Source organism: Streptomyces sp. MI02-7b (assembly GCF_033793585.1).
GTDB lineage: Bacteria > Actinomycetota > Actinomycetes > Streptomycetales > Streptomycetaceae > Actinacidiphila.
This window is the reverse complement of record NZ_JARAWX010000008.1, coordinates 291,885-314,589: the sequence shown is the minus strand read 5'-3', so window position 1 is coordinate 314,589 and position 22,705 is coordinate 291,885. Positions and strand designations below refer to the sequence as shown.

Sequence of the window (22,705 nt, the reverse complement as noted above, 5' to 3'; positions counted from 1 at the left end):
CGCCGCCCTCCGGGGCCTTGCCGGCGCAGACACGATGACTGCAGACGAGACACCGCACACCTTCCAGGTCGACCTGCGCGGCCTGGTGGACCTCCTCTCCCACCACCTCTACTCCAGCCCCAGGGTCTACCTGCGAGAGCTGCTCCAGAACGGCGTCGACGCCATCACGGCGCGGCGTGCAGAGCAGCCCGGGGCGCCCGCGCGCGTCGAGCTGTTCGCCGACGGCGAGCGGTTGCGCGTGGAGGACACCGGCATCGGCCTGACCGAGGCCGATGTGCACAACCTGCTGGCCACCATCGGCCGCAGCTCCAAGCGCGACGGACTGGAGTCCGCCCGCGCGGAGTTCCTCGGCCAGTTCGGCATCGGCCTGCTCGCCTGCTTCGTGGTCGCCGAGCGGATCCGGGTCGTCAGCCGCTCCGCCCGCACACCGGACGCGCCGCCCGTGGAGTGGACCGCCCGGGACGACGGGTCCTACACCGTCCGCACGCTGCCCGACGAGGCCCGCCCGGAGCCCGGCACCACCGTGCACCTCACCGCCCGGCCCGGCAGCGGCGAGTGGCTCACCGGGGAGCGCGTGCTCGCGCTCGCCAGGGACTTCGGGTCGCTGCTGCCGTACGACGTGCGGGTGGACGGCGCCCCCGTCACCGAACGGCCCCCGGTGTGGGAGGCCCCGCACCCCGGCCCCGCCGCGCGCAGGGTGGCGCTGGCCCGGCACTGCCACCAGCGGTTCGGTTTCAGCCCGCTGGACGTCATCGACCTCGACGTCCCGCTCGCCGGCGTGCGCGGCGTCGGCTACGTGCTGCCCGCGGCCGTCAGCCCCGCGCAGCGCGCCGGGCACCGCGTCCACCTCAAGGGCATGCTGCTCACCGACCGGGCCGACGACCTCCTGCCCGACTGGGCGTTCTTCGTCCGGTGCGTCATCGACACCGACAGCCTGCGGCCGACCGCCTCCCGCGAGAGCCTGTACGCCGACGAGACCCTGGCCGCCGTCCGCGAGGCGCTGGGCGAACGCATCCGTGCGTGGCTGACCGGCCTGGCCGCCGAGGACCCCGGCCGGCTCGCCGAGTTCCTGGCCGTGCACCACCTCGGCGTCAAGGCGCTGGGCCCGGCACGACGCGGACATGCTGCGGACGATGCTGCCGTGGCTGCCCTTCGAGACCACCGACGGGCAGGTGTCGCTCGAGGAGTTCGCCCGCCGCCACCCCGTCGTCCATTTCACCCGCACCGTCGAGGAGTTCCGGCAGGTCGCGCCGATCGCCGCGGCCCAGGGCATCGGGGTCGTCAACGGCGGCTACACCTACGACGCCGACCTGGTGGAACTGCTGCCCACCGTCCGGCCGGGCACCTCCGTCGCCGAACTCGACGCCGACACCGTCACCGCCCACCTCGACGCCGTCGACCCCGCCGAGGAACTGGCGCTGTCGGGGTTCCTGACCGCCGCCCGCGCCCGGCTCGACGCGCTCGGCTGCGACGTGAGCCTGCGCGCCTTCCACCCCGTGACCGTTCCCGCCCTGCACCTGGACGACCGGAACGCCCGGCACGAACGCGCCCGCGCCGAGGAGGAGGGGCAGGCCGACGACCTGTGGGCCGGCATCCTCGGCGCCCTGCGCGGCGGAGCGCCGCGGGCCCGGCTGGTGCTCAACCACCTCAACCCGCTGGTCCGGCGGATCAGCGGCTTCGGGGACGCCGAACTCGCCGGCACCGCCGCCGAGGCGCTGTACGGGCAGGCGCTGCTGATGGCGCAGCGCCCGCTGCGCCCGGCCGACTCCGCGCTCCTCAACCGTGCCTTCCTCGGCCTGCTCCACTGGGCCGCCCGGTCCACGGAGACCCCGGACACCGCCGACACCGAGAAGGAGGACGGCCGATGAGCCCCCAGGACCCGGAGGTCGCGGCCGTGCGCCGCTCCCTGGCCCACAACCGGGACGAGCCCGAGGGCCGCGCCCGCAACGCCGGGGCGGAGCGCCTCGTCGCCGAGGCCGAGGCCACCGGTGACACCCCGCTGCTCCTCGACGCGCTCTTCAACCTCGCGAGCGCCTACGCGTACAGCAGCGAGCGGAACAAGTTCTTCGTGCCCTTCGCCCGGTTGCTGCGCATGTGGGACGAGCGGCCCGGCGACTTCGACGGCACGAACACCGGCCAACTGCACTGGATCTTCAAGTGGGTCGCGGGCGGGATGCTCGACCAGCCCGACGTCCCGCTCGCCTCCATCGAGAAGTGGCAGCGCGAGATGGAGCACCGCTACCGGCTGGCCGGGCACTCCGAACGCGCCGTGCGCCAGGGCGACTTCCGGATCGCTCGGCACCTCGGTGACACCGGGCGCGCGCAGGCCGCCTTCACCGCCTGGCTCGCCGCCGACCGCGACGCCATGGCCGACTGCCACGCCTGCGAGCTGCACGGCCAGGGCGTCTGGCAGGTGGACTGCGGCCAGGACGCGGAGGCCGTGGCCACCTGGGGTCCCGTCCTCCAGGGCGTGCACACCTGCGCCCACGAACCGCACAATGTACTGGCCGGCTCCCTGCTGCCCCTGGTCCGGCTCGGCCGGCTCGACGAGGCGCGCGCCCACCACCTGCGCGGCTACCGCATGGTGCGGTCCATGGACAGCATGCGGGGCGCGGTCAGCAGCCATGTCGAGTTCTGCGCGCTGACCGGCAACGAGGCCCGTGCCCTGGAGATCCTCGCCGAGCACCCCGCGTACTTCACCGACACCGGCGACCCCGACGCCCGGATGGACTTCCTGGCGGCCACCGCACTGGTCATGCGGCGCCTCGTCGCCCTCGGCCACGCCGGCCGTCCCGTCCCGGGCCCTTCCGGCGCCACCTGGTCCGCCGGGGAACTGCTCACCCATGCCGAGCGCGAGGCCGGCGCGATCGCCGCGCGCTTCGACGCCCGCAACGGCACGGACGCGGTCGGCCGCCGGATGCGCGAGCGGCTCGACAGGACCCCGCTGGTGGACCGGCTCCCGCTGGGCGTACGGGCGCAGCGCCTGGCGACGCCGGAGCGGCCGCCGAGCGCCCCGGTTCCCGAGTCCGCGGCGGCGGCGCCCGACGACACGACCGCCCTGCTGGCCGCGGCGCGGCGGCTCACCGAGACCCAGCACCCCGGTGCGGGTGCCGCCTGGGCCGCGCTGGCCCGCGCCGCCGAGCGCACCGGGACGGAGCTCGACGACCGGGCCCGGGCGGAGATCGCCGACCACGCCGGCATCGACGCCTTCGAGGACCCCGGCACGGCCGTACCGCTCTTCGCGGCCGCGGCCGGGCTCTTCGAGGCCGCGGGCGACCCCGGTGAGGCCGCTGCCTGCCGGGCCCGGGCCGCCTGCGCCGCCGCCCTCGCGGACCCCACGAACGAGGCACTGGCCGCGTTCGACACCGCCTGCGACGCCCTGCGCGCGCTGCACGCCGCCGGGCGTGCGACGCCGCGCCAGCTCAGCGGGGCGCTGCTGGCCCGCATCCGGCTGCGGGACCCCGGACCGGAGACCGAGGAGGAGGTCGCCCGGATCGTCGCGTTCGCCGAGGAGTACCGCGACGCGGAGCGCATGGCCTCCCGGCTCGCGGACGCCGTCGTCCTGCAGGCCCGGCTGACCGCCTCGCGCGGCGACACGGCGACCGCCGCGGCGCTGTTCGGCCGGGCCGCCCGGCTCCGGCACGAGGCCGCGCTGCCCTGGTACGCGGCCGAGGCGGAGGCGATGCTCGCCGACCTCGCCCTGCAGTGCGACGACCACGCCACCGCCGCGTCGTCGGCCCGCGCCGCGCTCGACCACGGCGACGCCCACTTCGACCCCGTGCAGCGCGCTCACCTGCACACCGTCCTCGCCGCGGCCCTCGCGGCGGGCGACCGGCACGCCGAGGCGGCCGAGCACGCCCTGGAGGGCGCGCACTGGGCGGACGAGGGCGGGCAGGCCGAGGGCCTGGGCGCCTGGGCGCGGCTCGTCCTCGGCGGGGCACGGCTGCGGCAGGGCCGGCCGTCCGAGGCGGCCACCGTCCTGGAGACGGCGCTGCCGGACCTGGAGGCCGTGCACCACGAGGGACGCGTCGTCCAGGCCCGCTGGTGGCTGGGGGAGAGCCTGGGGGACCTGGGCGAGCCGCGTGCCGCCGCGGAACAGTTCCTGCTCGCCGCGGAGATCGCCAAGGGCTGGGAGGAGCAGCGGGACCACGCCGTCCTCGCCCATCTCGCCGCCGACTGCCTGGAACGGGCCGGCCTGGCCGACGAGGCCGTCCGCGCCTACGTCCGCGCCGAGGAGCTGTGGCGCGGCCTGGACCGCCCGGCGCAGGTGGTCAGGACGCTGCGGGCCCGCGCCTGGATCACCCTGCGCGACGGCCGGGGCGGCGTCGCCGAGGGCCGCGTCCTGATGGCGCGGGCCGTGGCCGAGGGCGAGGCGGCACTGGCGGCCGCGACGGCGGCCGGTGACGCGGACGAGGCACGCCATCTGCGCGCGGAGCTGGCCGGGACGTACCGGCAGAGCGGTGAGCTGGTCGTCCGGGCCTGTGCCCACGAGCCGGGGGACGGGGAGGACGACGGCTCGGCCCGTGCCGCGTACGAGGAGGGCCTGGCCTTCGCCGACCGTGCCGTGGCCACCTTCGATCCGGGCGACGACCGCAGCGCCGCCCAGCTCATGGCGGCCTGGCTGGAAGCCGATCTGGGCCTGCCCGGGCGGGCGGTGGCCCGTGCCCGGGAGGTGCTGGCCGCGTACGAGGGGCGGGAGGGCGCCGTCGCCGAACGACGGGTCGCCGAGGCGCACGCGGTCCTCGAGTACACGGACCACGACGACCAGGACGACCAGGACCACGAGGACGCCCCGAGCGGTCACCGCGATCACGACGCCGCCGCGCGGGCCGGATCCGTGGCGGCCGCAGAGCACAGCGAGAGCGGGGACGCCCAGGGGGACTAGTCTGAATGGTGGCTTTTGTCGCTTAATCCGGTTCGCCCGGCGACCGAGGAGGCCACCGTGACAGCAGAAGCCCTCGCGTCCCCGTCCGCAGCCGCGGGCGGCGACCGGTACCTGCCGATCGCCGCCCACGGACTCATCGGGGACCTGCGCAGCGCCGCCCTGGTCGGCACCAACGGCACCATCGACTGGTACTGCTGCGGCCGGTTCGACGCGCCCAGCATCTTCGCGTCGATCCTCGACGCCGACCGCGGCGGCAGCTTCGAGCTGGCCGCCGACGTGCCGGCCCTGACCAAGCAGTTCTACTTCCCGGACACCAATGTCCTCATCACCCGCTTCTTCGCCGAGGAGGGAATGGGCGAGGTCCAGGACTTCATGCCGGTCGTGGACGACTCGGACGACGAGGGCCGCCACCGGCTGATCCGCCGGGTGGTCTGCGTCCGCGGGATGCTGCCGTTCCGGGTGCGCGTCGCCCCGCGCTTCGTCTACGGCACGGTGCCGCACACCACGCACATCCACGGCGTGCAGGCGATCTTCGAATCCGCTGTCCAGACGCTCTCGCTGACCTCGGGAGTGCAGATGGAGACCGACGGCACCGACGTGTGGGCGCAGTTCAAACTCTCCGAGGGCGAGACGGCGGTCTTCGCGCTGGACCAGATCGCCGAGGGCGTCGAACTGCGCGGCTGCCCGCTGACCGAGGCCGAGGACCAGTTCGAGGCCACCGTGCGCTACTGGCGCCGCTGGCTGGCCAAGTCGCGCTACCGGGGCCGCTGGCGGGAGATGGTCCACCGCTCGGCGCTGACGCTCAAGCTGCTCACGTACGCGCCCACCGGGGCCATCGTGGCCGCGCCCACCACCAGCCTGCCCGAGCGCATCGGCGGCGAGCGGAACTGGGACTACCGCTACGTGTGGATCCGCGACGCCGCCTTCTGCGTCTACGCCCTGCTGCGGCTGGGGTTCACCGACGAGGCCGAGGCCTTCATGGGCTTCCTGTCCGAGCGGGTGGCCCTCGGTCCCTGCGACGGCACGGCCGGGCCGTGCGACGGCCCGCTGCAGATCATGTACGGCATCGACGGCCGCACCGAACTGCCCGAGCACGAGCTCCCGCACCTGGAGGGCTACCGGGGCTCGGCGCCGGTCCGGATCGGCAACAGCGCGGTCGGCCAGCTGCAGCTGGACATCTACGGAGAGCTGATCGACTCGCTCTACCTCTACGACAAGTGGGGCGCGCCGATCTCCAGCGCCCACTGGGACACCGTCTGCGGGATCGTCGACTGGGTCGTGAAGAACTGGGACCAGCCCGACGAGGGCATCTGGGAGACCCGCGGCGGCCGCAAGAACTTCCTCTACTCGCGGGTGATGTGCTGGGTGGCGATCGAACGGGCCATCCGCATGGCCAACCACCGCGGGCTGCCCGCCAACCACGTCCGCTGGTGCGGGGCCCGGGACGCGATCTACCGGCGGATCATGCGCGAGGGCTGGTCGGAGAAGCGCGGCGCCTTCACCCAGAGCGAGGGCGAGGACGTGCTCGACGCGTCCGTGCTGATGATGCCGCTCGCGAAGTTCATCTCGCCGACCGACCCCAAGTGGCTGTCCACCCTCGACGCGCTCGGCAAGGACCTCGTGTCGGACTCCCTGGTCTACCGGTACGACCCCATGGCGAGCCCGGACGGACTGCGCGGCGAGGAGGGCACGTTCTCCATCTGCTCGTTCTGGTACGTGGAGGCCCTCACCCGCGCAGGCCGCGCCGACGACGCGCGCCTGGCCTTCGAGAAGATGCTCACGTACGCCAACCACGTGGGCCTGTACGCCGAGGAGATCGACCGCACCGGCGAGCAGCGCGGCAACTTCCCGCAGGCCTTCACCCACCTCGCCCTGATCAGCGCGGCCTTCAACCTCGACAAGGCACTGGGCTGACCCGGCCGACGGTACCGGGGTCGACGGTGCCGGGGTCGACGGTGCGGGCCGGCCGGCGAGCCCGTCAGGCGGCCCGGCCGAGTTCCGAGCGGGCCGCGACGGCGGCGCTCCTGCGGCGCCGGACGGCCACCGCGACGCGCCCGCGGCCGCCCGCGGCGGAGCCGAGGGCGACGGCGGTGAGCGGCACGGCGGCGACCAGGAGCAGACCGGCCAGCACACCGCCCATGGCCGGGAACCCGAGCCGCGCGCCGAGCACGGCACCGGTGAGCGGGCCGCACGCCACGCCCAGGGACGAGGCGGAGCCGGCGTACACCGCCCACCGGCCGCGGCCGTCCAGTGCGGCGGCCAGGCCGATCGCGTAGGAGAGCACCACCGGGTAGAACGTGTTCCACAGCACCTCGCCCGCGGCGAAGGCCGACGCCTCGCGCGCCGAGGAACTGACCACCACGCAGGCGGCGATCAGCGCCGTCCCCGCGCCGAGCGGGAGTGCGCGGCCGAGCCTCGGGCCGAGCGCGCCCGCCGCTGTGACCCCGAGCAGCCCGCCGCCGAGCGCCACCGCGAAGACCACGCCGAGCGCCGCCTCCGACAGTCCGACCCGGTCCAGCCCGATACGGCCGCTCACGCCCCACAGTGCGTTCTGCGCGAGCGACCAGCACAGCATCGACACCGCCAGGACCATCCCGGAGCGCCGGTGCGGCAGCGGTCCGGCGGCCCCGGACCGTGACGGCACGACGGGCGCCGCCGGCAGCCACCGGGTGAGCGGGAGGACGAGCAGGGCCGTGGCCGCGATCGCCGTGAACGGCAGTGCGTGACCGCCGCCGAGCGACGGCAGCACGAGGTAGAGCGCGCCGGCCACCGCGGAGGTCGCCAGCAGGCCGAGCACGGTGACCCGGTGCGGTTCCCGCTGCCTGGAGATGCCCACGGCGGCCACCGCCGTCGACGTGCCGGACCCGAAGCCGCCGACGACGCAGCCGGCCACCACCAGGGCGACGTGGTGCGTGGCCGCGGCCGTCGCGAACCCGCCCGCGACGAGCAGCAGACCGCGTCGCGCCAGCCGTGCCCGGCCGATCCGGTCGACCCGCGAGGCCAGGACGAACCCGGCGCAGGCGGAGGCCAGCAGCAGCGCGCTGCCGACGGCCCCGGCCTGCGAACCGCTCAGCGCGAGCCCGCCGGAGAGCCGGCCGACGAGGGTCGGCATGAGGTACGGGGCGAGGTAGCCGGCGCAGAAGAGGGCGACGAGCGGCAGCAGGGCGCGCGAGGGCGCGGTCCGCGAAGACATGGGCGTTCCTGATGGACGGCCGAGGACTCGGCGAGCAAGCGTGGGGGAGGGGCGACCGTCGACGGACAGGAACGCGCAACCATGTGTATCAAGCACCCAGGTGCCCCGTTAAGGGGGTGTATGCAACTCAAACCTGTCGTTGCCGAATTGAGACCGAATGCCGGCGCGGCCCCCGTCGGTGCAAACCGCCGTACGGATGACCGACAGCTGCCCGTAACCCGGGACGGCCCGGGCCGTGCGGCCCCTCGGTACGGCGGCGGCGAGCCGTCCGCGGCGGGTGCCGCACCTCACACCGGACGCCCGGGCCGGAGCGGGAACTACGGCGGTCCGCCCGTAGTTCGAACAGATACGGGCCGTCGCGAGAAGCGCCGGCCCGGCCAGCGGCCCCGACCGGGGGCCCCCGTCCCGGTCGGGGTCTTCACCGCCGCGGCCGCCGCGCGATCCTGCGCCGCGCGACGGCCGCCCGCGGTGGCCGGACAGGGCAGGTCACTTCACGCCGAGCAGCTGCTCCAGCGGATCGATCGCGAAGTACACCACGAAGAGCGCCGAGACCGCCCACAGCAGCCAGTGCACCTGCTTGGCCTTGCCCAGCACGGTCTTCAGCACGACGTAGGCGACGAAGCCGGCCCCGATGCCGTTGGTGATCGAGTACGTGAAGGGCATCACGGCGATCGTGAGGAAGGCGGGGAGGGCGATCTCGAAGTCGTCCCAGCCGATGTTCTTGACCTGCGTCATCATCAGGAAGCCGACCGCGACCAGCGCGGGCGCGGCCGCCTGGAGCGGCACGATGGTCAGCAGCGGGCTGAGGAAGAGCGCCACCGCGAACAGCCCGCCGGTGACGAGGTTGGCGAAGCCCGTGCGCGCCCCCTCGCCGACGCCGGCCGCCGACTCGATGTAGGCGGTGTTGGAGGAGGCGGAGGCGGCGCCGCCCGCGACCGCCGCGGCGCCGTCGATCAGCAGCACCCGGCCCAGGTTCGGGACCCTGCCCTCCTCGTCCAGCAGCCCCGCCTCGGCGGTGATGCCGACGACCGTGCCCATGGTGTCGAAGAAGTCCGACAGGATGAGGGTGAAGACCAGCAGCACCACGGTGATCGCGCTGATCCGGCCGAAGGCCCCGAAGAGACTGAAATGGCCCAGCAGCCCGAAGTCCGGCGCCGCGAACACGTCGTCCGGCACCTTGGGCGTGGTCAGGCCCCAGCTCTTGATGTCGGCCAGCGCGTCGATGACGATCGCGACCACGGTCATGGTCACGATGCTGATGAGGATGGCGCCCTTCACCTTCCGCGCCAGCAGCGCGACCGTCAGCAGCACGCCGAGGCAGAAGACCAGCACCGGCCAGCCCGACAGCGCGCCGGTGCCGCCCAGTTGCACCGGGACGGTGGTGTTGGCGGCGTCCGGGATGCGGCTGACGAAACCGGCGTCGACGAACCCGATGAAGGCGATGAACAGGCCGATGCCGACGCTGATCGCCTGTTTCAGCGGCTGGGGTATCGCGTGCATCACCGCCTCCCGCAGCCCGGTGACCACCAGGACGCAGATCAGCAGGCCCTCCAGGACCACCAGGCCCATCGCGTCGTCCCAGCTCATGAGGGGCGCGATCTGGAAGGCCACCACCGCGTTGAGACCGAGGCCGGCCGCGATCGCCAGCGGCAGATTGCCGCCGACACCCATGATCACGGTCATCACGGCCGCCACCAGTGCGGTGGCGGTGACCAGTTGACCCGTCGACAGGGCGTGCCCGAACTTGTCCTTCGCGCTGCCCAGGATGATCGGGTTGAGCACCAGGATGTAGGCCATCGTGAAGAAGGTGGCGAAGCCACCGCGGATCTCCCTGCCGAAGGTCGACCCGCGCTCCCCGATGCGGAAGTAGCGGTCAAGTGGGTTGCTCGGTGCGGGCGGTGAGCCCTGCGCCACGTCGGTGGCCTGAGCGGACATGGTGCTCCTCGGGTGCGGCGATCGGTCGGCCTGCTGATGGTTGGGGGGATTGTGGACGCCCGGAGGACGGTTCGGGTTTTGGAAGTGTTTCCTTGTGCTAACGAATGTGTACCGCTCAACGAGTGCGGCGAGGAACGGCGTTGACCTGAGTACGGCCGGCGGGCCGCATGGCGCGGCACGACCGCGTGGCGCACCCTTCGCCGGCGCACCCTTCGCCGTCACGGCCTCCCCGCCGTGCCGGGGCCGGGCCCGGCACGGGAGAATGGGAGGGTGGGAGACGACACGGCCGCCGCGGCGGTCTTCGAGGAGCACCGGCCCGTCCTGACCGGCGTGGCCTACCGCATGCTCGGCCGCTTCGCCGACGCCGAGGACGTCGTGCAGGAGGCCTGGCTGCGCTGGGCGGCCACCGACCGGGAGGCGGTGCGCGAACCGCGCGGCTTCCTGGTGACCGTCACCACCCGGCTCGCCATCGACCGCCTGCGGCAACTGCAGTCGCGGCGTGAGGCGTACGTGGGGCCGTGGCTGCCCGAGCCGGTCGCCACCGACTTCGCGCACACCGTGCCCGACACCGCCGAACGCGTCGTCCTCGCGGAGTCCGTCTCCCTCGCGGTCCTCGTGCTGCTGGAGTCGCTGTCACCGCTGGAGCGCGCCGTCTTCGTGCTGCGCGAGGCCTTCGACTACCCGTACGCCCGGATCGCCGCCGTCCTGGACCGCGCCGAGCCCGCCGTGCGCCAGCTGGCCGGACGGGCCCGGCGGCACGTCGAGGAGAAGCGCGCCCGGTACGACGCCGACCCCGCCGAGACCGCCAGGATCACCGAACGCTTCCTCGCTGCCGCCGTCGGCGGCGACATCGACGGCCTGCTCGCCCTCCTCGCCCCCGACGTGCGCCTGGTGGGCGACGGCGGCGGCGTGCAGAAGGCCCCGCGCCGCGTCATCGAGACGGCCGCCAAGGTCGCCCGCTTCCTGCACGCGATCGCGCCCACCCCTGTCCCCGACCCGTCCTTCACCCTCCGCGAGGTCAACGGCGTCCCGTCCGTGGTCCTCACCTCGCACGGCAGGCCCCACACCGTGATCTCCCTCGAACTCACCGACGGCCTGGTCACGACGGTCTACGTGCTCACCAACCCCGGCAAGCTGACCGGCGTCGCATCCCCCGGTCCCGTCCTGAGCGAAAGCGACCGCCTCTGACCGCCCCCGCGCGCCGGGAGGGGGCGAACGGCCGGTTAGGGTGCCGGAGTCGGCGCAGGGGCGAGGGTGGGGAGCTGGCGGTGGCTGATCGGTCCGGGGAACGCGGGGACGCTGAGCGGCTGGAGGCCGAGGGGGAGGTGGCGACCGCCCGCATCGCGCTGGCGGACGGTGATCTGACGCACGCGGCCCGCCACTTGGAGGACGCGCTCGCCCGGGACCCCGGCCTGCCGGAGACGCACGAGGCGCTGGCGGAGTTCGCCGCCCGCGCCGGGGGAGCGGCAAAGGCCCTGGACTGGTTCGAGCCGGAGAAGCGGGCGTACATCGGCACGGTCGCCGCGCGCGGCCACCTGTGCGCGGTCGCGGGGCGCTGGGACGAGGCCGTGGCCCTGCTGGCCCAGTGCGCGAGCCACGAGCCGGACCGCGCGTGGCTGGACATCGGCTGGCTGCGGCGCCCCGGCATCGCCGGACTCGTCGCCCCGGACACCGTCGCCCGCGCCGCCGCCGGAGTGGCCCCGCGGTTGCCCGACCCGGTCGCCGAGGAGCACCGCGCCCCCCTGACGCCGCTGCTCGACCTGGTCCGCGCGAGCGTCGCCCGCCATCCCGACCACACCATGCTCCTGTGGTGCGGCTCCACGCTCGCCCGCCGCATGGGCCGCGCCGAGGAAGCCGTCGCCTGGGCCGCCCGCTCGTACGACCTGGAGCCCTGCCACCCCGCCGCCGTCATGCTGGGGTACGCGCTGCGCAGCGCGGGCCGCCCCGAACAGGCACTGGAGGTGTGGCGGGGCGAGGTGCGGCGCGACCCCGCCGACCTCGACCTGTACATCGACATCGCCGAACTGCTGCAGACACTGGGCCGGCCGGCCGAGGGCCTGGAATGGGCGGAACGCGCCGCCGCGGCCGACCCAGGCCACCCCAAGGCGGCCCCGGCCGCGCACGCGCTGCGCCACGCGATCGACGGCGACACGCAGCACCTCGTCGCGCTCGCCGACCACCTGCGCGGCGCGCCGGACCACGAGTACGCCGGCGAACTGCTGGCCCGGCTCGGCCGCGGCCGCCCCTGGCTGAACTGGATACCGGGCGGCAACGAGGCGATCATCAGCCTGCTCCACCAGGCCCTGGAGCAGTCGGTCGCCGCCGACGCCGAACTGGCTCTCACCGTGTCCGCGCTGGAGCCCCCGAGCGCGCTGCTCGCCCTGCGTACGGCCTTCCCCCGCGCGTCCCTCGACGTCCAGGACGTCCCCGAGCCGGACCCGCGGGTGCCGCCCCGCCCGGTGAGCACCCCACTGTGGGCTTACGAGGGCACCACCGCCCGCCCCGCCGTCCCGCCCCCCTCGCCCGAGGCGGCCGAGGCCGTGCGCCGCGTCGCGTGGCACGGCTGGCCGCACCTGCCCGCCGCCTACGACGACGCGGTGGTGCTGTCCGGCCTCGACCCGGCGGACCTGCTGGGCGTCCTGGTCCACCCGCCCGCCCCGCGCGACGACGAGCTCGGCCGGGCGCTCGCGGCGCAGGCCCCGGACCTGTGGATCCGCGCCGTGCAGGTCTGGGCCTGCCTGGGGCTCGCCCACCACCGCACCGACGAGCCGTGGGCGGTCTCCCGCCGCCGCGCGCTCCTGGCCGACGTGCTGGCGGGCGCAGAGGACTGGGTGTGCGAGGCGGCCGCGCTCGCGATCGTCGCCACCGCCTGGGTCGACCCGGCGGCCCGTGAGGACGCGGCCCGGTTGGTGGCCCGCCGCCTCCTGGACGCCCTGGAGGCCCGCAAGACCCGTGTGGTGACGCTCACTTGGTCGCTGTGCCATCTCGCCCTCGCCGCCCCGGGGGTCATCCCCGAGGTGGCGGCGCTGGCGGCCGACGTGGTCCGCGCCATAGAGACCGAAGACCCTGCCGCCGACGCCGACGCCGACGCCGAGGCCGAAGCGCAGGCCTGATTCCTACAGGCCGCCCGTGACCCGCAGCACCGCGCCGGTGGTGTACGACGCCTCGGGCGACATCAGCCACGCCACCGCGCCGGCCACCTCCTCCGGCTCCCCGGGCCGCCGCATGGGCACGCGGTCCGGGTTCCGCCACGGCCGCTCCGGGTCGCCCATGGCCGCGTGGATCCCGGTCAGGACCATGCCGGGCTGCACCGAGTTGACCCGCACGCCGTCCGGGGCGAGCTCCTTGGCCAGGCCCACCGTGAGCGCGTCCACGGCCGCCTTGCTCGCCGCGTAGTGCACGTACTCCCCGGGGCTGCCGAGCGTCGCGGCGCCCGAGGAGATGTTGACGATGGCGCCGCCCCCGCCGCCGTACCGCGTGGACATCTCCAGGGCGGCGCGCCGCGCGCACAGGATCGCGCCCATCACGTTGACGTCGACGACCCGGCGGATCTCCGCGACCGGCGTCTCGGTGAAGCGGCCGAGCGGCCCGGTGACGCCCGCGTTGTTGACCAGCCCGGTGATGGCGCCCAGCTTCTCCCGCACGGTGTCGAACAGCCGCTCCACCTGGGCCTCGTCGCTGGTGTCGCCCTGCACGGCGACGCACTCGGCGCCGGCCTCCCGCACCTTCCGGGCGACGTCCTCGGCGGCCTCGCGTGCCCGCTCGTAGCCGATGCCCACGGCGTGCCCGTCCCGCGCCAGCCGCAGCGCCACGGCCGCTCCGATGCCGCGCCCGCCGCCGGTGACCACCGTGACCGCCGCCATGACCCGCTCCCTCGCCCGCCCGTCCTCGATGATCACGAACGCTACCAGCGTGCGAACGGCCCGTGACGAGCGCGAACACCTTGTGAACGCCGCGCGGCGGCCGCGCCCGGATCGCGCCGGGGCGGCGAGCATTGGTCTTGACCAAGCCGCGGGAGCGGCCCTATCGTCCCCTAGTAGTGCAAGAACCTTTAATAAAGAGCCGTTCGGAAACAAGGCTGAACAACCCCCCGGCGGGGCCAGGCCGATTGCGGAGGACAGGGTGGGGACCACGCAGCTCGAGAATGTGCCGGAGCCCAAGTACTGGCACCTCAAGACCGTGCTTGTCGACGCCCTCGACTCGGAGTTCGCCGTGGGCGAGATCCTGCCGAACGAGCGCGACCTCGCGGCCCGTTTCGGCGTCGCCAGGGCCACGCTGCGCCAGGCGCTGGAGCAGCTGGAGCTGGAGGGCCGCCTGCAGCGCCGCCGCGGTGTCGGCACCACCGTCGCGCCGCCCCGCGTCGGCGTCTCCGTCGGGCCCTCGCGCGGCACCTGGCCGGGCGCCCCGGGTGACGCCTGGCGTACTGTGGGCTGCGCCGAGGCCGCCGCGCCCGCCGTGGTCGCCACCGCCCTGGGCATGGCCGCCGATGAGCCGGTCCACACCGTCCGCCGGGTCCGCGCGATGGGCGGCCAGTCCGTCGCCACCGAGCTGCTGTACGTGCCGCGGGCATCCGTCCCCGGCCTGGGCGACGACCTGGCGCCCGCCGATCACGCCCCGGCCGTGCTGCGCGCGCTGCGCGCACTCGAACTCGACGGCGACGACCGCGCCGTGGAGCTGGGCTCCGCCCGCGCCGAGGACGCCAAGCAGCTCGACCGGCTGCCCGGCGCCCCCGTTCTCGTCGTCACCACCCGCTACTTCTGCGGCGGCCGGGTGGCCGCCGTGGCGGTCTCCACCTACCGGGCCGACACCTGCCGCCTCACCTTCGGCGACAGCGGCGCCATGGAGATCACCCACCACGACGGCGATCGGCACGCGGCGGCCTCCTGAGGTACGGCCCGGGCGGGCTCGCTCAGTAGTAGCGGCCCGTGTTGGCGTCCTTCGCGCCCAGCGTGCCGGACGGCACGGGCACCGGGTGCCCGGCGCAGCGCGCGTCCGCGTCTCCGACGTCGCCGGACGTCAGGTAGCGGTCGACCCGCGAGACGAGGCACGCGTTCCAGATGCTGACCAGGCCGTGCGAACCGCGTCCCACCTCGGTGACCAGCCGCGAGCCCTGCAGCCTGCGGTGCAGCTCCAGGGCGCCTTCGTACGGCGTGGCGGCATCCCGCTCGGACTGCGTCAGGAGTACCGGCGGCAGTTCGGCGGACCAGGCGCCGACGTCGACCGGCTCCCCCGCCCGGGCCGGCCAGGTGGCGCACGGCAGGTTCATCCAGGCGTTGGGCCAGGTCTCGAAGGGGTGCCGGAGCGCCAGCCGCGAGTTGTCCCGGTCCCAGGTGCCCCAGTCCCGCGGCCAGGCGGCGTCCGTGCACTGCACGGCCAGGTAGACCGCGTCGCCGTTCTCCGCGGCCTTCGCCCCGGACCGGTCGGGCGCCTCGGCGGCCACCAGGGGCTTGTCGTCGCCGTGCAGATAGCGCGACAGCTGGTGGGCGAACGTCACCCAACGCTGGTCGTAGTAGGCGGCGTTCTCCGCTGCCGCGTGCAGCTCGCCGGGTCCCACCGTGCCACCTGCGGGCTTCTTGGCCAGCTTGCGCATCGCCAGGTCGAAGGACGCCTGCACGCGGCTGGCCGTGGAGCCGAGACCGTACACGGAGTCGTAACGGGCGGCCCAGGCGCGCCAGTCGGCCCAGCGGCCCTCGAAGGCCACGTCCTGGCTGAGGTTGGCGCCGTACCAGACACCCTGCGGGTCCGGGTTGACGACGCTGTCGAGGACCATCCGTCGCACATGGCGGGGGAAGAGCGTCGCGTACACCGCGCCCAGGTAGGTGCCGTACGAGACGCCGTAGTAGTTCAGCCGGGTCTCGTGCAGGGCGGCGCGGATGACGTCGAGGTCGCGCGCCATGTCGGCACTGGTCATGTGGCCGAGCATCGACGCCGAGCGGCGGCCGCAGCCGTCCGCGATCCCCCGGGCCTTGGCACGCTCCCGGGTCTGGGCCGCCGCGTTCGCGGTGCGCGGGTCGGGTGAGGGCGCGTGGATGTAGTTCTCCGGGCGCACGCACGAGATCGGCGCCGAGTGGCCGACCCCGCGCGCGTCGAAGCCGATCAGGTCGTACGTCCTGGCGGCCGTCCCCCACACCTTGCGGGTCACCGGGCCGGCGCTCTTCAGCCCGACGGCGGGGAACCACAGGCCGGGGGCGCCGGGGCCGCCCGGGTTGAAGACCAGCGCGCCCTGCCGCCCGGAGGCCGGACCGGTGGCGCGCAGCCGGCTCACCAGCAGGTCGATCCGGCGGCCGCCCGGGTCGGCGTAGTCCACCGGCACCTTGACCTTGCCGCACTGCACCGGCGCGGCGAGCCCGCTGTCCTTGGGACAGGCGCCGAAGGCGATCCCGGTGTCCGCGGCGGCGTCCGCGGCCAGGGCGACACCAGCCGTCCGCAAGGGGTCGTCCACGGGACCTGGCAGGTAGGCCGAGGCGGGTGACGCGGTGAGCGCCCCCGCCGCCAGGACCACGGACACACCCAGGATCACAGCTCGCCGCACGCGGGACGCCCTTCCGCCGGCCGCGCCACCGCGGCGCGGCGTCATCTGCCGATGGCAGGGATCGTCGGCTGGTCGGACTAGACGGCAAAACAGGCAGGCCGATAAGTCGTCACATTTCCCCCGAATACCCCTCGAATTGCCCCGTCGTCGGCCTTCCGGGCCCCGGTTCCGCTCAGCGGTTGAGCAGAGAGGTGCGCGCCACCGCGAAGAGCCGCTCCTCGACGTGGTCCAGGGCCAGCCGCAGCGCACCGGTGGCGACCGCCTCCTGCCCCAGCGCCGACAGCGCCACCTCCGGCGGCCGCAGGCAGTAGCGGGCCAACTCGGCGCGCAGCGGCTCCAGCACGCCGTCCAGTCCCGCCGCCCACCCGCCGATCACCACGAGTTCGGGGTCGATGGCCAGCACGAGCGCCGCCACGTCGTGCACCAGGCGGTGCAGGAAGCGGTCGACGGCCTCGCGGGCCTGCAGGTCGCCCGCCCTTGCCAGCGCGAACACCTCGGCCACCGCGGGCTCGTCCAGCGGGTGCAGCGGTGTCCCGGTCGTCGACAGCAGGCGTTCCGGCGTCGCCTCGCGGCCGAGCAGGTGCAGGGCGCCGATCTCGCCGGCCGCGCCGCCGAAACCCCGGTGCAGCCGGCCGCCGATCAGCGAGCCCGCGCCCGGGCTCAGCCCGGCCAGCACGAAGACGACGTCGTCCGTACCGACGGCCGCGCCCTTCCAGTGCTCCGCCACGGCCGCCACGTTCGCGTCGTTCTCCACCAGCACCGGGCAGCGGAACGACCGGCGCAGGCGCTCGCCCAGGGGCAGGCCCGTCCAGCCCGGAAGGGCCGTGCTCAGCCGCACCGCGCCGTCCGTCTCCACGATCCCCGGACTGCCCACACCGACCGCCCACAGCGTGCTGCGCGCCACTCCCGCCTTGCGCAGCAACTCGGCGACGGCGCCCCGCACCCGCTCCAGCCGCTCCTCCGCGGGGGTGGCGTCGGCGACGTCGTGGGCCAGGGAACCGAGGACCCGGCCGCTCAGGTCGGACAGCAGCGCCCGCACCTGGCGGGCCCCGATCTCGATGCCCAGCAGGTGCCCCGCCTCGGCGTGGAAGCGGAACCTGCGCGCGGGCCGCCCCTGTTTCCGCGCGTCCCCCGGCTCCTGCGGCGCCTCGACGACCAGGCCGGAATCCATCAGCCCCTCGATGACGCCCTCGACGGTCGGGCGCGACAACCCGGTGCTGTGCACCAGTTCGGTCAGGCTCGGTCCGGGGGCACCACGCAGCGCGTGCAGCACCACAGCGGAATTGATCCGCCGGAGCAGGGACGGATCCCCGCCGGTGAGCCGCCCCAACGTACGTCCTCCCAGCTTGCGCGCGTGTTGGCCGGATCGTACCCGTCCCGGCCGCCCGCGGCGAGTGGCCCGGCGCAGGCTCGCGTGACGTGACGTCAAGTGTCCGACCCCGGGGGTTTACTGTCCCCATGGATCTCGTACGTCACCTCGCCGCCGTGGAGGCGCTGCGCGCCCGCCTCGACGCGGCCGGCGGCGACCCCGGATTCCACCTCGCGGACCTCGCCGCCGAGGACGGCTGCCGCGACCCCGACGAGCCGCTGCTCCCGCAGTGGGAGGACGACGTGGGAGCGGCCTGCGAGTCCCTCGTCTCGGCACTGACCGAGCGCTACCGCACGCCGGCCGTGCTGGTCGATCTCCGGCCCCACCTGGAGCGTTCGGCTCTGGGGGAGGCGGTCGCGGCCCCGCTGGCGGTGCTCAGCGGGCACGCCGACGAGGCCTTCACCTGGCGGGTCGGCTGGCACTGGATAGCGATAGCCGACGCCAGGCCCCATCTGCTGGCCGCCGTCGCCGACACGGACCTCATTCCTTAGAGCGGCTTCCCGCCCACGGTGCTCGACGGTGGGGTGAGCGGACGCCTACGCTGCGTGCAGGACAGTCTGACGCGACAACAAGCGCGGCGGCACGCGCCCGGAGACCTGCCCGATTCCGCCCGGCGAACCGAACGATCCGGCGCCGGCCGACGGCTGGACGCCCACCGGGCCCGGCGCCGCGTCGCGCCATCCAGGGGGACCGCCATGCCGCACCCGCGCCGTATCCTTCACCGCTTGCCCGGCCCCGTGCTCCGACGGTTCCTCCGGCGGGTGCTCGCCGGGTGGTTCGCGGGCGTTCTGGCCGCCGCCACCGCACTGGTGCTCGCCCCGGCCGCCGCCGCCGAACCCGCCACGGGCATCGGCTATCCGGCGGGGGCCACCGCGACCCGCTACTCCGGGCTCGCCTTCGACGCCTGCACCGCACCGCCGCTGACCACCATCCAGGCGTGGGGCGCCTCCCCGTACCGCGCGCTCGGCGTGTACATCAGCGGTGTCAACCGCACCTGCGCCCAGCCGCAGCTGACGGCGGACTGGGTCTCGTCGGTCTCCCGCTTGAAGTGGCGCCTGCTGCCCATCCACAAGGGCCTGCAGCCGCCGTGCGGCGGCCGCCCCACCGACGCGAAGATCAGCCGGACCGCCGCGACCGCCCGCGCCCAGGGCGCCGCCGCGGCCGGGGACGCCGTCGCCGCCGCCAAGGCCCTGGGCATGCGGCCCGGCAGCGCCTTCTACAACGACATCGAGAACTACGCGCAGGCCGACGCCGGCTGCCGCACCGCCGTGTTGAGCTATGTGTCCGGCTGGACCAAGGAGTTGCATCGCCTCGGCTACATCTCCGGTGTCTACATGAACCTCAACCTCGGGGCGCGGCAACTGTCCGACGCCTTCACCTCGGCCTCCTACGCCCGCCCCGACGCCCTGTGGATCGCACGCTACGACGGCGCCGACACCCTCAAGGGCTGGGCCGGTGTCGCGGACGGCAAGTGGTCCGTCCACCAGCGGGCCAAGCAGTACCGGGGCAGCCACGACGAGACCTACGGCGGCGTCACGGTCAACATCGACAACGACCGTCTGGACGCCCCCGTCGCCACGGTCGCCCACACCTACACGGTGACCAGCCCCGGCGCGCTCAACGCCCGCTCCGGGCCGTCCGGCAGCTATCCCGTGGTGCGGACCCACGCGTCCGGCTCGGCACTCCAGGTCGTCTGCCAGACGCCCGGCCCGAAGGTCGGCACCACGACGGTCTGGGACAAGCTGACCGACGGCACCTATGTGACCGACCACTACGTCAGCACACCCTCGGCCACGGGCTACAGCGCTCCCGTCCCGCGCTGCGTCCACCCCTACCAGGTCACGGCCAACGGCGGCCTGACCGTACGCACCGGGCCCGGCAGCTCCTACGCCGCCCAGGGCAAGGCGGCGAACGGGGCGCTGGCCTGGGTGGTCTGCCAGAAGAGCGGATCGAAGGTCGGCACCACGAAGATCTGGGACCGGCTCGACAATGGCCGTTACGTCTCGGACCATTACGTGGCGACGCTGAGCGGCACCACGTACACCAAGCCGGTCCCGCGCTGCTGAGGCTCAGTCACCGGCCGCGGCGCGCAGCCGTCCGAACTCCTCCACCATCGCACCGGTCGTCCACCCGGCGTTGAGCCCGCTGGGGTTGGGCAGGGCCCAGATCCGCGTGTCGCCGATCGTCCGCTCCTGCGGACCGATCGCGGCGCGCGGATCGGCGAACGCCACGCGGTAGGCGGTGACGCCGACCACGGCCAGCCAGCGCGGCCGGTGGCGCAGCACCCGCTGCGTCAACAGCACGCCGCCCTCGACCAGTTCGGCCTTGCCGAGCTCGTCCGCCCGCGCGGACGGCCGCGCGGCGACGTTGGTGATCCCGAGCCCGTACGACAGCAACTCCCCCTGCTCGGAGGGGTCCAGGCGGCGCGGTGTGAATCCGGAGCCGTGCAGCACCGGCCAGAAGCGGTTGCCCGGCCTGGCGAAGTGGTGGCCGGTGGCGGCGGACATCAGGCCGGGGTTGATGCCGCAGAAGAGCACCCGCAGGCCGTCCGCGATCACATCCGGGACGGTGCGCTCGCGGGCGGCCTCCAGCTCGTCCTGCGTCGGCCGGCGGGTGGTCAGAGGATGGCTCCGGGCCGGTACGAGGCCGCCAGGGGATGACGCTCGGTGACCTCCTCCACGCGCCGCACGACCTCGGCGACCTGCGCGGACGCGGCGCCGGTGAAGGAGAGCCGGTCCGCCATGAGGGCGTCGAGCTGTGCGCGGTCCAGCGGGATGCGCTCGTCCTCGGCGAGCCGGTCCAGCAGCTCGTTGCGGTCGGCGCCCTTCTCGCGCATCGCCAGCGCGGACGCCACCGCGTGCTCCTTGATGACCTCGTGCGCGACCTCACGGCCGACCCCGGCGCGTACCGAGGCCATGAGCACCTTCGTCGTCGCCAGGAACGGCAGGTAGCGGTCGAGCTCGCGGGCGATGACGGCCGGGAAGGCGCCGAACTCGTCCAGCACGGTCAGGAAGGTCTCCATGAGGCCGTCCAGCGCGAAGAAGGCGTCCGGCAGCGCGACGCGCCGCACCACCGAGCAGGAGACGTCGCCCTCGTTCCACTGGTCGCCGGCCAGCTCGCCGACCATCGAGGCGTAGCCCCGCAGGACGACGGCGAGGCCGTTGACGCGCTCGCAGGAGCGGGTGTTCATCTTGTGCGGCATGGCCGAGGAGCCGACCTGTCCGGGCTGGAAGCCCTCGGTGACCAGCTCGTTGCCGGCCATCAGCCGGATCGTCTTGGCCAGCGACGAGGGCGCGGCGGCCAGCTGCACGAGCGCGGTCACGGCGTCGTAGTCCAGCGAGCGCGGGTAGACCTGGCCCACCGAGGTGAACTCGTGCGAGAAGCCCAGGTGCTGCGCGACCCGCCGCTCCAGCTCCGCGAGCCGTGCCTCGCCCTCGGCCCCGCCGCCCAGCAGGTCCAGCATGTCCTGCGCCGTGCCGACCGGGCCCTTGATGCCGCGCAGCGGATAACGGCCGAGCAGATCCTCGACCCGGGCGAAGGCGACCAGCAGCTCGTCGGCGCCGGTCGCGAACCGCTTGCCGAGCGTGGTGGCCTGGGCGGCGACGTTGTGCGAGCGCCCCGCCATCACCAGCTCGCCGTACTCGGCGGCCAGCCGTCCCAGGCGGGCGAGCACGGCCACCGTGCGGTCGCGCACCAGCTCCAGCGACAGCCGGATCTGCAGCTGCTCGACGTTCTCCGTGAGGTCGCGCGAGGTCATGCCCTTGTGGATCTGCTCGTGCCCCGCGAGCGCGTTGAACTCCTCGATGCGCGCCTTCACATCGTGCCGCGTGACCTTCTCGCGCTGCGCGATGGACGCCAGGTCCACCTGCTCCAGCACCCGTTCGTAGTCCGCGATCGCCTCGTCCGGCACCTCGATCCCGAGGTCCTTCTGCGCCCTCAGCACCGCCAGCCACAGGCGGCGCTCCAGCACCACCTTCTGCTCGGGGGACCACAGGGTGGCGAGCTCCACGGATGCGTAGCGGCCGGCCAGGACGTCGGGGATGCGGGGCTTGGAAGTCACGTAGCGAGAGTTTACCCGCCGCCCATGGTGAATGCTCACGCCCCAGGAGGAGCGGAAGGCCAGGTCAGAGACGCTCAGCCGACGATTTCGCGGTGCCTGCGCGCGAGGTCGGTGCGGTGTCCCGGGGCCGGACGGCTTCGCACGTCAGGCGGCGGACGTCGCTCCGGTGTCGGAGGCGGCTGCGATCGTCGGCTCATGGACGAGTGGGTCGAACAGGTCGACGAACGTGATCTCGTGGTGGCTGTGGTGCGCCGCGCCGAGGCTGTCCGCCGGGGTTGGCTGCACCGGGTCGCCGTGACGATCTGCCGCGATCGCGAGGGACGATTCCTCGTCCATCGGCGGTCCGGGAAAGTGTCCCGCTTCCCGGGGCACTACGAGGTCGCGGTCGGCGGTGCCGTCGCCGTGGGTGAGTCGTACGAAGCGGCGGCGGCCCGCGAGCTGGAGGAGGAGCTGGGGGTCCGGGTGCCGGTGCACCGCGTGGCCACGTTCCTGAACCTCGGCGGCCTGAGCCCCCACTGGCTCGCCGTCCACGAGGCCGTCGTCCCCGGCCAGGTCAGGCCCGACGGGGACGAGGTCGCGTGGTGCGACTGGATGACCAGGAGCGAACTGGCGGGTTTCATGCGACGGGAGGCCTTCACTCCGGACAGCCAGGAGGTACTGAGCCGGTATGCCGCCGCGGTCCGGCCGGTGCCCCCGGAGGAACGGTGAGGCCGACTCCCGTTCCCGAGGCG

At 74.3% G+C, this 22,705-nt stretch carries 16 protein-coding genes and 1 pseudogene; 9 read left to right on the top strand and 8 right to left on the bottom strand.

The window, feature by feature from the left end; all coding sequences use genetic code 11:
* Positions 1-34: 34 nt before the first annotated feature.
* The 3 genes and pseudogenes from PV364_RS16340 to PV364_RS16330 all read left to right on the top strand — a co-directional run bounded on the left by PV364_RS16340 (position 35) and on the right by PV364_RS16330 (position 6,799).
* A pseudogene (locus PV364_RS16340) lies at positions 35-1,868 on the top strand (HSP90 family protein).
* Positions 1,865-4,885 carry a tetratricopeptide repeat protein gene (locus PV364_RS16335; protein ID WP_319660712.1) on the top strand — a complete coding sequence of 1,007 codons (3,021 nt, stop codon included), beginning with the start codon at positions 1,865-1,867 and terminating at the stop codon, positions 4,883-4,885. Before PV364_RS16340 ends, PV364_RS16335 begins: the two are co-directional and overlap by 4 nt.
* A gap of 57 nt (positions 4,886-4,942) precedes the next feature.
* Entirely contained in the window at positions 4,943-6,799 is a 1,857-nt protein-coding gene (locus PV364_RS16330; protein WP_319660711.1) for a glycoside hydrolase family 15 protein, read from the top strand.
* Between the two features lie 64 nt (positions 6,800-6,863).
* Here the strand turns inward: PV364_RS16330 and PV364_RS16325 are convergent, their stop codons facing one another.
* Complete coding sequence (locus PV364_RS16325; RefSeq protein WP_319660710.1) at positions 6,864-8,078, bottom strand: MFS transporter; 1,215 nt, start codon at positions 8,076-8,078, stop codon at positions 6,864-6,866.
* A gap of 486 nt (positions 8,079-8,564) precedes the next feature.
* Positions 8,565-10,013, bottom strand: coding sequence for an NCS2 family permease (locus PV364_RS16320; RefSeq protein WP_319660709.1), 1,449 nt, complete (start codon positions 10,011-10,013; stop codon positions 8,565-8,567).
* Positions 10,014-10,283: 270 nt separating this feature from the next.
* Between PV364_RS16320 and sigJ the strand changes: the two genes are divergently transcribed.
* Positions 10,284-11,201, top strand: coding sequence for an RNA polymerase sigma factor SigJ (gene sigJ, locus PV364_RS16315; RefSeq protein ID WP_319660708.1), 918 nt, complete (start codon positions 10,284-10,286; stop codon positions 11,199-11,201).
* Positions 11,202-11,281: 80 nt separating this feature from the next.
* Complete coding sequence (locus PV364_RS16310; protein WP_319660707.1) at positions 11,282-13,126, top strand: tetratricopeptide repeat protein; 1,845 nt, start codon at positions 11,282-11,284, stop codon at positions 13,124-13,126.
* 3 nt (positions 13,127-13,129) lie between these two features.
* Here PV364_RS16310 and PV364_RS16305 read toward each other — a convergent pair whose 3' ends face one another.
* Positions 13,130-13,876 (bottom strand): SDR family oxidoreductase, encoded by a 747-nt coding sequence (locus tag PV364_RS16305; RefSeq protein WP_319660706.1) that lies wholly within the window; start codon positions 13,874-13,876, stop codon positions 13,130-13,132.
* A gap of 259 nt (positions 13,877-14,135) precedes the next feature.
* Between PV364_RS16305 and PV364_RS16300 the strand changes: the two genes are divergently transcribed.
* Positions 14,136-14,900 (top strand): GntR family transcriptional regulator, encoded by a 765-nt coding sequence (locus PV364_RS16300; RefSeq protein WP_319660705.1) that lies wholly within the window; start codon positions 14,136-14,138, stop codon positions 14,898-14,900.
* A gap of 22 nt (positions 14,901-14,922) precedes the next feature.
* Here the strand turns inward: PV364_RS16300 and PV364_RS16295 are convergent, their stop codons facing one another.
* A complete protein-coding gene (locus PV364_RS16295; protein ID WP_415924561.1) occupies positions 14,923-16,590 on the bottom strand; it encodes an alpha/beta hydrolase in 1,668 nt (555 codons plus the stop codon).
* A gap of 127 nt (positions 16,591-16,717) precedes the next feature.
* On the bottom strand, positions 16,718-17,875 hold the full coding sequence (locus PV364_RS16290) for an ROK family transcriptional regulator (RefSeq protein WP_319660703.1): 1,158 nt from the start codon (positions 17,873-17,875) through the stop codon (positions 16,718-16,720).
* A gap of 128 nt (positions 17,876-18,003) precedes the next feature.
* Here PV364_RS16290 and PV364_RS16285 point away from each other — a divergent pair, with 128 nt between their 5' ends.
* Together PV364_RS16285 and PV364_RS16280 are read left to right on the top strand one after the other, a co-directional pair.
* Complete coding sequence (locus PV364_RS16285; RefSeq protein ID WP_319660702.1) at positions 18,004-18,405, top strand: hypothetical protein; 402 nt, start codon at positions 18,004-18,006, stop codon at positions 18,403-18,405.
* Between the two features lie 234 nt (positions 18,406-18,639).
* On the top strand, positions 18,640-19,980 hold the full coding sequence (locus tag PV364_RS16280) for a glycoside hydrolase domain-containing protein (RefSeq protein ID WP_319660701.1): 1,341 nt from the start codon (positions 18,640-18,642) through the stop codon (positions 19,978-19,980).
* Between the two features lie 3 nt (positions 19,981-19,983).
* Here PV364_RS16280 and mug read toward each other — a convergent pair whose 3' ends face one another.
* The 3 genes from mug to PV364_RS16265 all read right to left on the bottom strand — a co-directional run bounded on the left by mug (position 19,984) and on the right by PV364_RS16265 (position 22,310).
* Positions 19,984-20,472: a G/U mismatch-specific DNA glycosylase gene (gene mug / locus PV364_RS16275; protein WP_319660700.1), complete on the bottom strand. Its 489-nt coding sequence runs from the start codon at positions 20,470-20,472 to the stop codon at positions 19,984-19,986.
* A 59-nt stretch (positions 20,473-20,531) separates the two neighbouring features.
* Positions 20,532-21,974, bottom strand: coding sequence for an adenylosuccinate lyase (gene purB / locus PV364_RS16270; RefSeq protein ID WP_319660699.1), 1,443 nt, complete (start codon positions 21,972-21,974; stop codon positions 20,532-20,534).
* A 144-nt stretch (positions 21,975-22,118) separates the two neighbouring features.
* Positions 22,119-22,310 (bottom strand): hypothetical protein, encoded by a 192-nt coding sequence (locus PV364_RS16265; RefSeq protein WP_319660751.1) that lies wholly within the window; start codon positions 22,308-22,310, stop codon positions 22,119-22,121.
* On the opposite strand from PV364_RS16265, the gene PV364_RS16260 reads away from it, so the two are divergent.
* Positions 22,218-22,682 carry an NUDIX domain-containing protein gene (locus tag PV364_RS16260; protein ID WP_319660750.1) on the top strand — a complete coding sequence of 155 codons (465 nt, stop codon included), beginning with the start codon at positions 22,218-22,220 and terminating at the stop codon, positions 22,680-22,682. The two genes, PV364_RS16265 and PV364_RS16260, sit on opposite strands and share 93 nt — an antisense overlap.
* Positions 22,683-22,705 lie beyond the last annotated feature (23 nt).